The sequence below is a fragment of the Capnocytophaga cynodegmi genome (assembly GCF_002302475.1).
GTDB lineage: Bacteria > Bacteroidota > Bacteroidia > Flavobacteriales > Flavobacteriaceae > Capnocytophaga > Capnocytophaga cynodegmi.
This window is the reverse complement of record NZ_CP022378.1, coordinates 1992835-2007778: the sequence shown is the minus strand read 5'-3', so window position 1 is coordinate 2007778 and position 14944 is coordinate 1992835. Positions and strand designations below refer to the sequence as shown.

Below are 14944 nucleotides of genomic sequence, written 5' to 3'. Positions count from 1 at the left end.
CTGGCAAAGTTTCAAAAATTTAAATTTTTTTATTCTTCCAAGCGAATATCTAACCCAAGACCTTTAAGCTCGTGCATCAATACGTTGAATGACTCTGGCAAACCTGGTTCTGGCATTGCTTCTCCTTTCACAATAGCCTCATAAGTTTTAGCTCTTCCGATAACATCGTCAGATTTTACCGTTAAGATTTCGCGAAGCGTACTTGAAGCCCCATAAGCCTCCAAAGCCCAAACCTCCATCTCTCCGAAACGTTGGCCTCCGAACTGAGCTTTACCTCCAAGTGGCTGCTGTGTAATAAGTGAATAAGGTCCGATAGAACGCGCGTGCATCTTGTCATCAATCATATGTCCGAGTTTAATCATATAGATAACCCCAACAGTTGCTGGTTGGTCAAAACGCTCACCTGTTCCACCATCGTACAAGTAAGTGTGTCCAAAACGAGGAATACCCGCTCTGTCAGTAAGTTCATTAATTTGCTCTAAAGAAGCTCCATCAAAAATTGGAGTAGCATATTTTTGACCTAATTTCTGACCTGCCCAACCAAGCACTGTTTCGTAAATCTGACCGATGTTCATACGTGAAGGCACCCCAAGAGGGTTCAACACAATATCCACAGGTGTTCCATCTTCCAAGAAAGGCATATCTTCATCGCGTACAATTCGGGCAACAATACCTTTATTCCCGTGACGACCGGCCATCTTATCACCTACTTTTAACTTACGTTTTTTAGCAATATATACTTTTGCAAGTTTCAGAATTCCCGCAGGAAGTTCATCACCTACTGAAATTGTAAATTTCTCACGACGTAAAGCTCCTTGCAAGTCATTTAACTTAATTCTGTAATTGTGCAACAAATCATCAATCAAAGAGTTGGTTTCCTTCTCATCTGTCCAACCATCTGATACCAAATGTGCATAGTCCTCAATTGAATCAAGCATTTTGGTAGTGAATTTTCTTCCTTTGGCAATGATTTCTTCACCTAAGTCATTTAAAACTCCTTGTGAAGTCTTTCCATCAACTAAGGAGAATAACTTCTTAACTAGCTTATCTTTAAGAGATTGAAAATTAGAATTGAAATTAGCTTCAACAACCGCTATATCCTCTTTATCTTTACCTCTTTTTCTTTTATCTTTAACTACTCGTGAGAATAATTTTTTATCAATAACCACACCATAAAGTGAAGGAGAAGCTTTCAGAGAAGCATCTTTTACATCTCCAGCTTTATCTCCAAAAATAGCACGGAGTAGTTTCTCTTCTGGCGTTGGGTCAGACTCTCCTTTAGGCGTAATTTTACCAATGAGGATATCCCCTGGTCCAATTTCTGCCCCAATACGAATCATACCATTCTCATCCAAATCTTTCGTAGCTTCTTCAGACACGTTAGGTATGTCATTAGTAAGTTCTTCCGCTCCTAACTTGGTATCACGAACTTCCAACGAATACTCATCAATATGAATCGACGTGAAAATATCCTCACGAACTACACGTTCTGAAATTACTATTGCATCTTCGAAGTTATACCCTTTCCAAGGCATAAATGCTACTTTCATATTGCGCCCTAAAGCTAACTCTCCCTGCTGAGTAGCATATCCTTCACAAAGAACTTGTCCTTTCGTAACTCTATCCCCTTTACGTACAATTGGTTTTAAGTTAATACAAGTCCCTTGATTGGTTTTTTGGAATTTTATCAAATTATAAACCGTTTCATCTTCATCAAAACTTACAAGCTTTTGATTTTCAGTACGGTCATATGTAATTATAATCTTCTCTGCATCAACATATTCAACTGTTCCATCTCCTTCCGCATTCATCAAAACACGTGAATCAGAAGCAACTCTGCGTTCCAAACCTGTACCTACAATTGGAGATTCTGGTTTCAACAAAGGTACTGCCTGACGCATCATATTCGACCCCATCAAAGCACGGTTCGCATCATCGTGCTCCAAGAAAGGAATCAATGAAGCTGAAATTGAAGCAATTTGATTTGGAGCTACGTCAATGAACTCAACTTGATTAGGCTCAATTACAGGGAAATCTCCATCTTCTTTAACAACTACTCGCTCTTCAGTTATGTTTCCTTCTGCATCTAAACTGATATTCGCCATACCAATTTTCAAACCTTCCTCCTCTTCTGCACTCAAGTAAGTCATATCTTTCAAATCAACCTTGCCTTTAGTTACTTTGTGGTAAGGCGTTTCGATGAATCCCATCGCATTTACTTTGGAAAACACAGCTAAAGATGAAATCAAACCGATATTCGGTCCTTCTGGAGTTTCAATCGGACATAGACGACCATAGTGTGTATAGTGAACGTCACGAACCTCAAAACCTGCACGTTCGCGTGAAAGTCCTCCAGGTCCTAAGGCAGACAATCTTCGTTTGTGTGTAATCTCAGCAAGCGGATTGGTTTGATCCATAAACTGAGAAAGCTGGTTTGTTCCGAAGAATGAATTGATTACAGAAGAAAGTGTTTTGGCATTAATCAAGTCAATAGGGGTAAACACCTCATTGTCACGTACATTCATACGTTCACGAATCGTACGAGCCATACGAGAAAGCCCAACGCCAAACTGAGCCGAAAGTTGCTCACCTACCGTACGCACACGACGATTTGAAAGGTGGTCAATATCATCAACTTCCGCTTTTGAATTGATAAGCTCAATTAAGTACTTAACAATTGTTATGATATCTTCCTTTGTTAGAACTTGTTTATCCTCAGGAATATCAATTCCTAATTTTTTATTGATTCTGTATCGCCCTACATCACCCAAGTTGTATCTTTGGTCTGAAAAGAACAATTTATCAATAATACCACGAGCTGTTTCCTCATCAGGTGGCTCTGCATTACGTAACTGACGATAAATATGCTCTACCGCTTCCTTTTCAGAGTTTGTAGGGTCTTTTTGTAGTGTGTTGTGAATAATTGTATAGTCCGTTGCTTGGCTATCCTCCTTATGTAAAAGGATAGTTTTCACATCAGCCTCTAGAATTTCTTCAATATTATCTTTGTCAAGGACTGTGTCTCTATCAAGAATGATTTCATTACGTTCAATAGAAACTACCTCTCCTGTATCTTCATCAACGAAGTCCTCGTGCCAAGTATTTAACACACGAGCAGCTAAGCGACGACCAATATATTTCTTTAATCCTGTTTTAGAAACCTTGATTTCTTCTGCTAAGTCAAATATTTCTAAAATATCTTTATCACGCTCAAAACCAATAGCACGAAAAAGTGTAGTTACAGGCAATTTTTTCTTTCTGTCAATATACGCATACATCACATTGTTGATGTCTGTTGCGAACTCAATCCACGAGCCTTTGAAAGGGATAATCCTTGCCGAATACAATTTCGTTCCATTTGCGTGAAAAGATTGTCCAAAGAAAACTCCCGGCGAACGGTGCAATTGCGAAACGATTACACGCTCAGCACCATTTATAACAAAAGTACCACTAGCCGTCATATAAGGCATCGTTCCCAGATACACATCTTGTACGATAGTTTCAAAATCTTCGTGTTCAGGATCAGTGCAGTATAATTTCAACCTTGCCTTTAAGGGTACGCTATATGTGAGCCCTCTCTCAATACATTCCTGAATAGTATAGCGTGGCGGGTCAATGAAATAGTCTAAAAACTCAAGTACGAACTGATTACGTGTATCAGTTATAGGGAAGTTTTCCTTGAATGTGTTATATAAACCTTCATTGCCTCTTTCTTCTGATTTGGTTTCCAGCTGAAAAAAATCCTGAAACGATTTAATCTGAATATCCAAAAAATCAGGATAATCTGGTGTGTGTTTTACCGAAGCAAAATTGATTCTTGCAGTTTGATTTGTTGACATTTACTTCTGTTTTTAAATTTTAAATCATTCCTTAAAAAGAATGTATCTTTGTGCTTTATTTTTTTAAAACGCAAAGCACTTACAAAATAGTACGTTTTAAATTACAATACATCACATCTTTAGCTTTCTAAAAAATTCAAGATTAATCTTGACAACATCACTTCTAATTGTGAGATATGACTTCCAAAAATGCAACGAAAACATCTCAAATTTTCAAATTAAAAACTTTAAGAAGCTATATTTTACGTTAGCAATAAATAATTTTCTGCATACCCGAGTCAAAAAACTAGTTTATTGTATATTTTTCTCAAATTTATCAAAGTCCACAAACTTAAGTTCAGAATATTACTTTGAAACACAGACATAAAGCTATGAAAATCAATGAAATAAACACAAACTAATATTTAGTAAACATCTGAACAATAAGGTTTTAGATATAATATGCAAAATGGTTTAGGCCTATTCCTATGCAAGAAAAGACCTAAACCTTATATTTTAAGCAATGTAAAATTATTTCAATTCTACTTCAGCTCCAGCTTCTTCTAAAGATTTTTTAAGACCTTCTGCCTCATCTTTAGATACTGCTTCTTTAATTTTTGAAGGAGCTCCATCAACTACTTCTTTAGCTTCTTTAAGCCCAAGACCAGTTAATTCTTTAACTAACTTAACAACAGCTAATTTATTAGCACCTGCTGATTTCAAGAATACATCGAACTCAGTTTTCTCAGCTGCAGCCTCTCCTCCTGCTGCTGGACCTGCTGCTACTGCTACTGCCGCTGCTGCTGGTTCAATTCCATACTCATCTTTCAAAATTTGAGCAAGTTCGTTTACTTCTTTAACTGTTAAGTTAACCAATTGTTCTGCGAAATTTTTTAAATCTGCCATTTTTCTATCGTTTTTTTTAATTTATTAAATTATAATTTGTGCGTTTTCTACTACTTTTCTGATAAAGTTTTGATAATTCCTGCCAACTTACCTCCACCTGATTTAAGAGCGGAAATAACATTCTTAGCAGGAGATTGTAACAATCCAATGATATCTCCAATAACTTCTTCTTTTGATTTTATAGAAGATAAGGCTTCTAACTGATTTGCTCCAATAAAAATTGCTTCTTCAATGAAAGCACCTTTCAAAACCAACTTATCTGATTTTTTTCTGAATTCTTTAATAAGTTTTGCTGGAGCATTTCCTACTTCAGAAAACATCAAAGTACTATTGCCTTTAAGAACTGATGGTAAATCACCAAATTCTTTATCAGAAGCCTCCATCGCTTTTGCTAACAATGAATTCTTTACAACAGCCAATTTAATATTAGCTTTGAAACAAGCTCTACGCAAGTTTGTTGTTTCTTCTGCATTTAAACCTGTTAGGTCAGTTACGTAAATAATATTATTTTCAGTTAACTGTGCAGTTAAATTCTCTATCACTAATGATTTTTCTTCTCTTGTCATAATTTCTTTTTTTAACTACAAATTAAACTGACTTAGTATCAACAGGCACACTAGGACTCATAGTAGTTGAAATATAGATAGATTTCACATACGTTCCCTTAGCAGCTGTAGGTTTCAATTTTATTAGTGTTTGAATCAATTCACTTGCATTTTCAACAATTTTATCAGCTGTAAAAGAGATTTTTCCTATTGCGGCATGAACGATTCCTGTTTTATCAACACGGAAATCAATTTTACCTGACTTTACCTCTTGAACAGCTTTACCTATTTCCATCGTTACTGTACCTGTCTTAGGATTTGGCATCAAACCACGTGGACCTAACACACGTCCTAATGGTCCCAATTTTCCCATAACACTCGGCATTGTAACAATAACATCTACATCTGTCCAACCATCTTTAATCTTCTGCAAATATTCATCTAACCCTACGTAATCAGCACCTGCAGCTTTTGCCTCAGCTTCCTTATCAGGAGTTACTAAAGCAAGTACTTTTACATCTTTACCTGTTCCGTGAGGAAGCGTTACAACACCTCTCACCATTTGGTTTGCTTTACGAGGGTCAACTCCCAAACGTACAGCAATATCCACAGATGCATCAAATTTTGTGTAAGTTATTTGTTTCAATAATTCAGAAGCTTCATTCAACGAATACAATTTATTGTAATCAACCTTAGATAAAGCCTCTTTGTGTTTTTTTGTCAATTTTGCCATAATTTCTCAAATTAAAAAGGTTTATCTCCAGTTATTGTTATTCCCATTGAACGTGCTGTACCAGCAACCATACTCATTGCAGACTCAATTGTAAATGCATTCAAATCAGGCATTTTATCCTCTGCAATAGCTTTCACCTGTTCCCAAGTGATACTTGCTACCTTTTTACGATTTGGCTGACCAGATCCACCTTTAGCCTTAGCGGCTTCCAATAGCTGAACTGCAGTAGGTGCGGTTTTAACAACAAAATCAAACGACTTGTCCTTATAGACCGTGATAACTACAGGGACAACCTTACCCTGTTTGTCCTGTGTACGAGCATTAAATTGCTTACAGAACTCCATAATGTTAACACCGGCAGCACCTAAAGCGGGTCCAATTGGTGGCGATGGATTCGCTTGACCTCCCCGAGCTTGTAGCTTAACTACTTTACTAATTTCTTTTGCCATTGTTTATTATTAATAATTATTTTACACTAAAAAACAAAAGCTAAAAGTCCTGCTTTACTATTTCTTTAAGGACTTCTAACTTTTTAGTTCCTTCAATATTTTTAAACTTTCTCAACTTGCATATAACTCAACTCCAATGGTGTCTTTCTTCCAAAAATTTTAACCATCACCTCAAGTTTACGCTTCTCCTCATTTACTTTCTCTACTGAGCCATTAAATCCATTAAAAGGCCCATCAACAACCCTAACTGTTTCTCCAACAACGAAGGGTATAGCCATTACCTCTATATTTTCAGAGAGCTCATCTACCTGCCCTAACATCCGATTCACATCTGACTTACGTAATGGAAGAGGATCTCCTCCCTTTGTTTCGCTCAGAAATCCAACAACGCCAGGTATTGATTTAATAATGTGTATAACTTCACCTACGAGACTTGCCTTCACCATCACATAGCCAGGCATATGTACTCTTTCCTTATTTATTTTCTTCCCATTACGAATTTGAACAATCTTCTCTGTAGGTACCAAAACTTCTTCTACATAATCAGCATAACCTAACCGAGAGGTTTCACTTTCTATGTAGTTCTTAACTTTATTTTCTTGTCCTGTAACAGCCTTAACTACATACCATTTCTTCTCTAATACTACCGACATCACTGTTATTTTTTTACTTCATAAAGTTAAAATACAAAGCCATCAACCACTCAAAAAAAGAATCCATTCCCCAAATGAGAAGCGAAAACAGAACCGAAAACACAACTACTATAACCATTTCTCGTTGTGCATCTGCTAACGTTGGCCAAGTAACATGATTTTTCAATTCTTCGTAAGATTCCTTAATATAGTTTATCATCACATTATTTTTTTTGCACGGGTGGAGGGATTCGAACCCCCATCAACGGTTTTGGAGACCGCTATTCTACCCTTGAACTACACCCGTCTTTCATAAAGAAGTTTTGAGAAGATCTCAAAACTTCTTTTATTATTTCTGATATATTATTTTACATCAATCAATTAGTCAAGAATTTCTGTTACCTGACCAGCACCTACTGTTCTACCTCCTTCACGAATAGCGAAACGAAGACCTACGTTAAGTGCGATTGGCTGCAACAACTCAACAGTAATTGTTAAGTTATCACCAGGCATAACCATCTCAACTCCTTCTGGCAAAGAAATCGTACCAGTTACGTCAGTTGTACGAACGTAGAACTGAGGACGGTATTTATCTTTAAATGGAGTGTGACGTCCACCCTCTTCTTTACTCAAGATATAAACTTCTGCTTTAAATTTAGCGTGAGGCTTAACAGAACCTGGTTTACAGATAACCATACCACGCTTGATATCTTTCTTATCAATACCACGAAGCAATAAACCTACGTTATCACCAGCTTCACCTCTATCAAGAATTTTACGGAACATCTCAACCCCTGTAATTGTAGAAGTCAATTTCTCAGCTCCCATACCAATAATCTCAACAGGCTCACCAGTTTTAGCAACCCCTGTCTCAATACGTCCTGTAGCTACTGTTCCACGACCTGTAATTGTAAATACATCTTCAATTGGCATCAAGAATGGTTTATCAATGTCACGTGTTGGCAACTCAATCCAACTATCAACAGCGTCCATTAATTTCATCACCGTATCAACCCATTTAGGCTCACCATTCAATGCACCTAGAGCAGATCCTTGAACGATAGGTCCATTATCACCATCGTAATCGTAAGAACTCAAAAGATCTCTCATTTCAAGCTCAACAAGCTCTAACAACTCTGGATCGTCAACCATATCCACTTTGTTCATAAACACAACAATGCGAGGAATACCTACCTGACGTCCCAAAAGAATATGCTCACGAGTTTGCGGCATCGGACCATCTGTAGCAGCCACTACAAGGATAGCTCCATCCATTTGAGCAGCACCAGTAATCATATTCTTTACGTAATCGGCGTGACCAGGACAATCAACGTGCGCATAGTGACGAGTTGCTGTTTGATACTCTACGTGAGATGTATTAATAGTAATACCTCTTTCTTTCTCCTCAGGAGCATTATCAATCGAATCAAAACTTCTTTGCTCAGAAAGACCAGCATCAGCCAATACTTTAGTAATAGCAGCAGTCAAAGTTGTTTTACCGTGATCTACGTGTCCAATAGTACCAATATTCAAGTGAGGTTTGGAACGATCAAATGTTTCTTTTGCCATTTTAAATAAATTTTTAAATCTTAGTTATATAAATTAGTGTCTAATGTGTGCAAACCAAGAGCCAATGACGAGATTTGAACTCGTGACCTCTTCCTTACCAAGGAAGCGCTCTACCCCTGAGCTACACCGGCTTTTACTTCACAAAGCCTTCATTGAGCGGGAGACGAGGTTCGAACTCGCGACATTCAGCTTGGAAGGCTGACGCTCTACCAACTGAGCTACTCCCGCATTTTTTTTGGTGGGAAGAGCAGGATTCGAACCTGCGAAGACATAGTCAGCAGATTTACAGTCTGCCCTCGTTGGCCGCTTGAGTATCTTCCCATAATTTAAACAGTATTTTATGAACTTTTGAGCCGATAGAGGGATTCGAACCCACGACCCCGAGATTACAAATCACGTGCTCTGGCCAACTGAGCTATATCGGCAAGTATTAAAAAAGATTGATAACAACCCTATTTCTAACGGAGTGCAAATGTATAGATATATTTTCACATAGCAAAAAAAAAAACAATCTTTTTTATATAATTTTAAAATAACAATACACAACTACATATATATCAACAAATTAAAATAAAAATAGAAGTGAAAAATTTTATTCAAAAATCAGACTCAACCTTAGTCACTTCATAAAAATAACTTTATCTTCTAAATTTTCTTTAAGTACACAAATTTGAACAATTCAGATTATTCCAAAATAAGTTAGAAAACATTTAATTTTTCAGGTTCTAAACTTTTTTGTAACTTAGCCGTCAATTTTTTATAATTTTTCACATTATGTTAAAGATCAGATACTTTTTAAATTTTAAGTTTGTATTTTTCGCGTTCTATTTGACTTTATTGACAAAAATGAATGCGCAAATCCAAAAGATTGAGCCTCCTTTTTGGTGGGCAGATATGAAAAATACTGAATTACAAATAATGCTTTACGGCAACAAAATTGCTAATTTTTCAGTAGAAAGCGACCTTCCTATTACAAACATAACAAAAACAGAAAACCCAAATTACTTATTTCTTACGGTAAACACCAAAAACAAATCTGAAGGAAATTACAAAATAACCTTAATTAATCAAAAGAGAAAGCTAAAAACAATCAATTACGAGTTAAAAAAACGCAGAGACAAGTCTGCATTGCGTAAGGGATTTGATAGTTCAGATGTAATTTACTTGTTAATGCCTGACAGATTTGCTAATGGAAATCCCAACAATGATTCGCATAAGGAACTCAACGAGAAAGCAAACAGAAACCTACCTGGAGGACGACACGGAGGCGACATTCAGGGCATCATCAAGCAATTAAATTACATAAAATCCTTGGGGGCTACTGCCATCTGGAGTACACCAATGTGCGAAGACAATGATGAAACCTATTCCTACCACACTTATGGGCAAAGTGATGTCTACAAAATTGACCCTCGATATGGAACTAACCAAGAGTACAAGCAACTTGCTGAAGAGATGCATAAAAGAGGAATGAAACTTATCAAAGATTATGTAACAAACCATTGGGGCTGGAAACATTGGATGATAAATGACCTCCCTACATATGATTGGATTCATCAGTTCCCTGGATATGCACAAAGTAACTATCGAATGAGCACACAAATGGATAATAACACTTCAGAGATAGATAAAAAATATTGTGTAGACGGTTGGTTTGTGCAATCTATGCCTGATTTAAACCAAAGTAATCCATTAGTTCTGAAATATCTGACACAAAATGCTATTTGGTGGATAGAATATGCTAACCTTGACGGACTCAGAGTAGACACGTACTCATACAATGACAAAGAGGGAATTGCAAAATGGACAAAGGCTATTATGAATGAGTACCCGAACTTCAATATTGTTGGAGAGGTGTGGTTACACGACCAAGCTCAAATATCATATTGGCAAAAGGACAGCCCAATTAGCGCCATTCAAAGCTATAACACACATCTCCCTTCTGTTATGGACTTCACGCTACACGATGCTATCGGAGAGGCTCTCAAAGCAACCTCTTCGTGGGATAAGGGAATGATTCAGATGTATGATAATTTCGTAAATGACTTCCTTTACAAAGATATTAATAACATTTTAATCTTTGCAGAAAACCACGATACTTCTCGTATTAATGAAATCTACCAAAATACAGAAGATTATAAGTTAATAATGACACTTTTAGCTACTGCACGAGGTATTCCCCAGCTATATTATGGAAGCGAAATAGGAATGCGAGGTGATAAGAGTAAAGGTGATGCTTATATCAGGCAAGATTTCCCAGGAGGTTGGAAAGATGACAAGCAAAATGCTTTCAATCCCGAAGAAAGAACTGAATTACAAAAGGAATATTTCAATTTTACAGCCAAAGTATTCAATTGGAGGAAAGAAAAGCCTGTAATACACTACGGAAAAACCAAACAATATCTACCTAATAACGAAGTGTATGTATATTTCAGATATAATCAACAAGAGGCAGTTATGATAATCCTCAATAACAATAAAGAAAAACAAAATATCGACCTATCGCGATTTGCTGAGAGCTTAAAAGGATACACCAACGGAAAAGATATTATATCAGGAAAAGAACTTCAACTTCAGAAACCTTTAGAGATAGAAGGAAAAACTTCTATGATTATTGAATTGAAATAAAATCAAGTCCATAAATTCATAAAAATAAGGCAATATATCAATTTTAAAATTGAATATATATTGCCTTATTCTATTTTTAAGCAACAACAATTCATTTTATATGAAATAATTATACAACATTATTTTAATACTTAAAAATAATTTTTACTTTTGCCTTTATTAATACATAATAAAAACATTTTTAGACACATACATACATTTTTAAATAACAATCATAGGTATTTTATCCATAAAATATTAGTAAAAATAAATGTAACTCATAAAATATTAAAAATTCAATAAGTAAAAATCAAAAAATAATATTTAAAAACACAAAAACTTATACAAATAATACATTTTCAATTAGGGGCTACACAAAATCAACTAAAAATAATTGATAAGTAATACATAAAAATACAGAATCAATTAAGAGCAATACAAATAATTGAAAAATAATCAAAAATAAACAAAGGGCTTTAGAAGAGAAATCAGTATTTAAACAAAAACAACACAAATAATCTAAATTGTAAGCAGTAATAACACAAAATAATTAAAATATGAAATCAAAACGAACTTCAGAATTACTATATCTTGAAAAATATAGATTAGTATTCGCAAATTATGACGAAATATCAGAATTAAAATCTGAATTGGAAGAGTACGGCTATGATGCTAATCGTATGAATGAAGGAAAACAGCTTTATACAAAAGCTCAAGACCTTTATGATAAAAACGTACAAGAAACATCAGAAGCAAAGGAAGCCTATGCTATCTTTGAACAAGCCTATGAACAATTAGTTAAAACCTATGGAAAGCACCGAAAGGCAGCAAAAGTAGCACTAATGCACAAAATGGAAGTATGGGAAACCTTTTCTATCAAAGGAGAAACCCCAAGAGCTTATCTTCTTTTTATAAAGGGAGCTAAGATATTCTATAATCAAGCTATTACGCATCAAGAAGCACGTCCGTTACTTGAAAAATTTAAAATAACGGAAACTATCGCACAAGAACAGCTATCAGCTATTGAAAATATTATCTCTTTAAGAGCTAAGTATGAGAAATTATCTGGAGAAAGCCAACAGGCTACACAAGATAAGAACAGGGCTTTTGCTGAGATAGACAAATGGATACGTGAGTTTTACGCCGTTGCCAAAATCGCCTTAGAAGACAAACCTCAGCTACTTGAAGGAATAGGAATATCAATGCGAAGTTAATAAAAACAACTTATTTTATCATAACTTTGTCAGAGTTTACTACTTTGGCAAAGTTTTTTCAATGAATACTAATAATAGATTAACAAAGAAAATGTCACAACAGAAAACCAACTTTTTCGATACACAAGTACTCGGGCACCCAGCAGGATTATTCGTTTTATTTTTTACAGAAATGTGGGAGCGTTTTTCTTTCTACGGAATGCGAGTGCTTTTAGTCAACTTCCTAACAATGGCTCTCATAGGGTATAACCCTGGTTGGGAGTGGACAACAGAGAACGCAGGGGCATTATTTGGAACATACGTGATGCTTTTATACCTCACACCCATTGTAGGAGGAACCATCGCTGATAGATTTATAGGCTACCGATGGGCAATAGTTATCGGAGCTATCATTATGACACTCGGACACGCAGCAATGGCTCTCGAAACCGAATTTTGGCTTTACGTAGGGCTTGGACTGTTAGTAATCGGGACAGGTTTTTTCAAACCCAATATGACTTCTATCATTTCCCATATGTATAAAGACCTTCCGGAGAAAAAAGATGGAGCATACACCATCTTTTATATGGGAGTAAATGCCGGAGCTTTCTTCGGAATGATGCTTTGTGGATATATGGCTGAAAAAGTAGGCTGGAGTTGGGGATTTGGATTAGCGGGAATATTTATGCTTATCGGTACACTTCAATTTTGGTTAGCGCGTCCTCTTTTTGGCTCTATAGGTGACGTACCTTCCAAAAACAAGCAAGAAATTACCAAAACAAATCAAAATAAACCCATATCCGATGAAGATAAGCCTAATCCATTTACATTATTAGATAAAATATTGATAGGAATAGCAGCTATCATTGGTCTGGGATATGCCATCAACGACCCATTATCACGCATCGGGGGAATTGACTTATTCTCCTTCTTAGAAACAAGCAACATCAAAGGGCAATATATCGCAGTCATCTTTGGGCTAATAGCTTTCTTCTTTGTTATTATCTCAAGGCTTACTCGATACACGAAAATCGTGCGTGAGCGTATGATAACCGTTATCATTTTTGCCTTCTTCACCGTGTTTTTCTGGCTTTCCTTTGAGCAGGGAGCTTCCTCCTTGATTCTTTTTGCAAGAGACAACGTTCAAAGAGAGCTTTTAGACAATCAAGCAATCATTTTCAACATTGTAAATGCTTTACTCACTATTATTCCATTAGCATTAATCACTTATGTACTATTCATACTAGCTAAAAAAACGTTTTCAAAGATATTAGCATCGAATATCGTCTTACTTATTTGTTTCGGACTTGTATGGGTGATTGTCGGATGGATGCTACAACGTGATTTCAAAACAGTAGCATACAATGTAAGCTATGAAGCATTTGAAGTATATGAGAGTGATGGCAAAAACCTCAAAGTAAAAGAGGACGGAAGCTATGCTGTAAAGTATATCCCTATAACTATTGATAATTCCATTTCAGTTACAGAAGAAAACAGCATTCAAAAAACAGAAAAAGTCTTCAAAATAACAGAAAACAATGCTGAAGGAAAAAGTATCGTAAAGTATTTGCCTTACAACGAGCATAAAAAACCAAAAGAAAACTTCGAAATTATTGAAAACACTATTCAAACTATTGCTTTACCTCGAGTGGATAACAAAACAGGGAAACAAGCAACAGACAAAGACGGAAATATGCTTTTCGACTTTTATGTTCCAAGTAAAAACAACGAACTTTCGGTTGTAAATCGAGAGACAATTATCGGTGAAGGCGACAATCACTTTAACAAAGGGGAAGAAATTCTCATTTTGACTAAAGATAATAAGTTTTCCTCCTTCGGATATGCCGATATGAAGAAAGCAGCGTGGGCAAGAGAACGTGCGGAACAGCTCAACACCAACAATGGATTGATAAAAGCCACCATAAAGGAAGAAAAAGCCAATTGGGTAGAGATTACCACCTCTTGGTTTTCGATACTCAATTCATTTTTTATCATCGCCTTGGCAAATGTATTTTCACGCATTTGGGATAGTCGTTACAACCCTCCTGCGGCAGTGAAATACGGAATGGGGCTTATCATAATGGCTATTGGTTTTGGTTTACTCGCCTTTGGGGCAAATGGCGTAGGCTCTGGGGTGAAGGTAAGTATGCTTTGGCTGGTAGTTGCGTATCTTTTCCATACAATGGGAGAGCTGTGTATGGCACCAGTGGGCTTATCTTACGTATCGAAGCTCGTCCCAGCCCGAATGATAGCCTTTATGTTCGGAGTGTGGTACTTAGCAATCGCTATCGGTAATAAATTAGCAGCCATCTTGGGTGGGCAGATTGAAAACATCACTGAAAAATATAACTTATCCACATTTTTCTTGATATTCACCATTGTGCCTATTGTCGCCGGATTGATTATTATTTTCATCAGTCCTTTAGTTAAGAAATTAATGCACGGAGTGAAATAAAGGAAGTTTAAATTAGCAATTTACTTGGGATAAATAG

General features: G+C 36.2%; 11 protein-coding genes and 5 tRNA genes. 3 read left to right on the top strand and 13 right to left on the bottom strand.

What is annotated here, in order from left to right:
* Nucleotides 1-29 precede the first annotated feature (29 nt).
* The 13 genes from rpoB to CGC48_RS08910 all read right to left on the bottom strand — a co-directional run bounded on the left by rpoB (nucleotide 30) and on the right by CGC48_RS08910 (nucleotide 9077).
* The gene (rpoB, locus tag CGC48_RS08970; RefSeq protein ID WP_098029301.1) at nucleotides 30-3839 is read right to left on the bottom strand and encodes a DNA-directed RNA polymerase subunit beta; all 3810 of its coding nucleotides are present in this window, start codon (nucleotides 3837-3839) and stop codon (nucleotides 30-32) included.
* 510 nt (nucleotides 3840-4349) lie between these two features.
* Complete coding sequence (rplL, locus tag CGC48_RS08965; protein WP_018280437.1) at nucleotides 4350-4724, bottom strand: 50S ribosomal protein L7/L12; 375 nt, start codon at nucleotides 4722-4724, stop codon at nucleotides 4350-4352.
* Nucleotides 4725-4774: 50 nt separating this feature from the next.
* Complete coding sequence (gene rplJ / locus CGC48_RS08960; protein WP_018280436.1) at nucleotides 4775-5290, bottom strand: 50S ribosomal protein L10; 516 nt, start codon at nucleotides 5288-5290, stop codon at nucleotides 4775-4777.
* A gap of 22 nt (nucleotides 5291-5312) precedes the next feature.
* Nucleotides 5313-6002 (bottom strand): 50S ribosomal protein L1, encoded by a 690-nt coding sequence (gene rplA / locus CGC48_RS08955; RefSeq protein WP_018280435.1) that lies wholly within the window; start codon nucleotides 6000-6002, stop codon nucleotides 5313-5315.
* An 11-nt stretch (nucleotides 6003-6013) separates the two neighbouring features.
* Nucleotides 6014-6451 (bottom strand): 50S ribosomal protein L11, encoded by a 438-nt coding sequence (gene rplK, locus CGC48_RS08950; RefSeq protein ID WP_018280434.1) that lies wholly within the window; start codon nucleotides 6449-6451, stop codon nucleotides 6014-6016.
* A 101-nt stretch (nucleotides 6452-6552) separates the two neighbouring features.
* Entirely contained in the window at nucleotides 6553-7104 is a 552-nt protein-coding gene (gene nusG / locus CGC48_RS08945) for a transcription termination/antitermination protein NusG (RefSeq protein WP_098029300.1), read from the bottom strand.
* Nucleotides 7105-7117: 13 nt separating this feature from the next.
* Entirely contained in the window at nucleotides 7118-7303 is a 186-nt protein-coding gene (secE, locus tag CGC48_RS08940; RefSeq protein ID WP_018280432.1) for a preprotein translocase subunit SecE, read from the bottom strand.
* Between the two features lie 16 nt (nucleotides 7304-7319).
* A tRNA-Trp gene (locus tag CGC48_RS08935) sits at nucleotides 7320-7390 on the bottom strand.
* A 74-nt stretch (nucleotides 7391-7464) separates the two neighbouring features.
* Nucleotides 7465-8652: an elongation factor Tu gene (gene tuf / locus CGC48_RS08930; RefSeq protein ID WP_041989985.1), complete on the bottom strand. Its 1188-nt coding sequence runs from the start codon at nucleotides 8650-8652 to the stop codon at nucleotides 7465-7467.
* A 59-nt stretch (nucleotides 8653-8711) separates the two neighbouring features.
* Nucleotides 8712-8783: transfer RNA gene (locus CGC48_RS08925), tRNA-Thr, on the bottom strand.
* 24 nt (nucleotides 8784-8807) lie between these two features.
* A tRNA-Gly gene (locus CGC48_RS08920) sits at nucleotides 8808-8880 on the bottom strand.
* An 8-nt stretch (nucleotides 8881-8888) separates the two neighbouring features.
* Nucleotides 8889-8973: transfer RNA gene (locus tag CGC48_RS08915), tRNA-Tyr, on the bottom strand.
* Between the two features lie 30 nt (nucleotides 8974-9003).
* Nucleotides 9004-9077 (bottom strand) — tRNA-Thr (locus CGC48_RS08910).
* A 421-nt stretch (nucleotides 9078-9498) separates the two neighbouring features.
* Here CGC48_RS08910 and CGC48_RS08905 point away from each other — a divergent pair.
* From CGC48_RS08905 to CGC48_RS08895, 3 genes are all read left to right on the top strand, one after another.
* The gene (locus CGC48_RS08905) at nucleotides 9499-11280 is read left to right on the top strand and encodes a glycoside hydrolase family 13 protein (RefSeq protein WP_098029299.1); all 1782 of its coding nucleotides are present in this window, start codon (nucleotides 9499-9501) and stop codon (nucleotides 11278-11280) included.
* A gap of 536 nt (nucleotides 11281-11816) precedes the next feature.
* Nucleotides 11817-12473: a hypothetical protein gene (locus CGC48_RS08900; protein WP_098029298.1), complete on the top strand. Its 657-nt coding sequence runs from the start codon at nucleotides 11817-11819 to the stop codon at nucleotides 12471-12473.
* A gap of 91 nt (nucleotides 12474-12564) precedes the next feature.
* Nucleotides 12565-14907, top strand: coding sequence for an oligopeptide:H+ symporter (locus CGC48_RS08895; RefSeq protein WP_098029297.1), 2343 nt, complete (start codon nucleotides 12565-12567; stop codon nucleotides 14905-14907).
* Nucleotides 14908-14944 lie beyond the last annotated feature (37 nt).

Bases quoted from the DNA above. Each gene is read 5' to 3' on its own strand.
- rplA (WP_018280435.1), bottom strand. From the start codon at position 6,002: ATGGCAAAATTGACAAAAAAACACAAAGAGGCTTTATCTAAGGTTGAT.
- secE (WP_018280432.1), bottom strand. From the start codon at position 7,303: ATGATAAACTATATTAAGGAATCTTACGAAGAATTGAAAAATCATGTT.
- tuf (WP_041989985.1), bottom strand. From the start codon at position 8,652: ATGGCAAAAGAAACATTTGATCGTTCCAAACCTCACTTGAATATTGGT.
- CGC48_RS08905 (WP_098029299.1), top strand. From the start codon at position 9,499: ATGAATGCGCAAATCCAAAAGATTGAGCCTCCTTTTTGGTGGGCAGAT.
- rplL (WP_018280437.1), bottom strand. From the start codon at position 4,724: ATGGCAGATTTAAAAAATTTCGCAGAACAATTGGTTAACTTAACAGTT.
- nusG (WP_098029300.1), bottom strand. From the start codon at position 7,104: ATGTCGGTAGTATTAGAGAAGAAATGGTATGTAGTTAAGGCTGTTACA.
- rplJ (WP_018280436.1), bottom strand. From the start codon at position 5,290: ATGACAAGAGAAGAAAAATCATTAGTGATAGAGAATTTAACTGCACAG.
- CGC48_RS08900 (WP_098029298.1), top strand. From the start codon at position 11,817: ATGAAATCAAAACGAACTTCAGAATTACTATATCTTGAAAAATATAGA.
- rplK (WP_018280434.1), bottom strand. From the start codon at position 6,451: ATGGCAAAAGAAATTAGTAAAGTAGTTAAGCTACAAGCTCGGGGAGGT.
- rpoB (WP_098029301.1), bottom strand. From the start codon at position 3,839: ATGTCAACAAATCAAACTGCAAGAATCAATTTTGCTTCGGTAAAACAC.
- CGC48_RS08895 (WP_098029297.1), top strand. From the start codon at position 12,565: ATGTCACAACAGAAAACCAACTTTTTCGATACACAAGTACTCGGGCAC.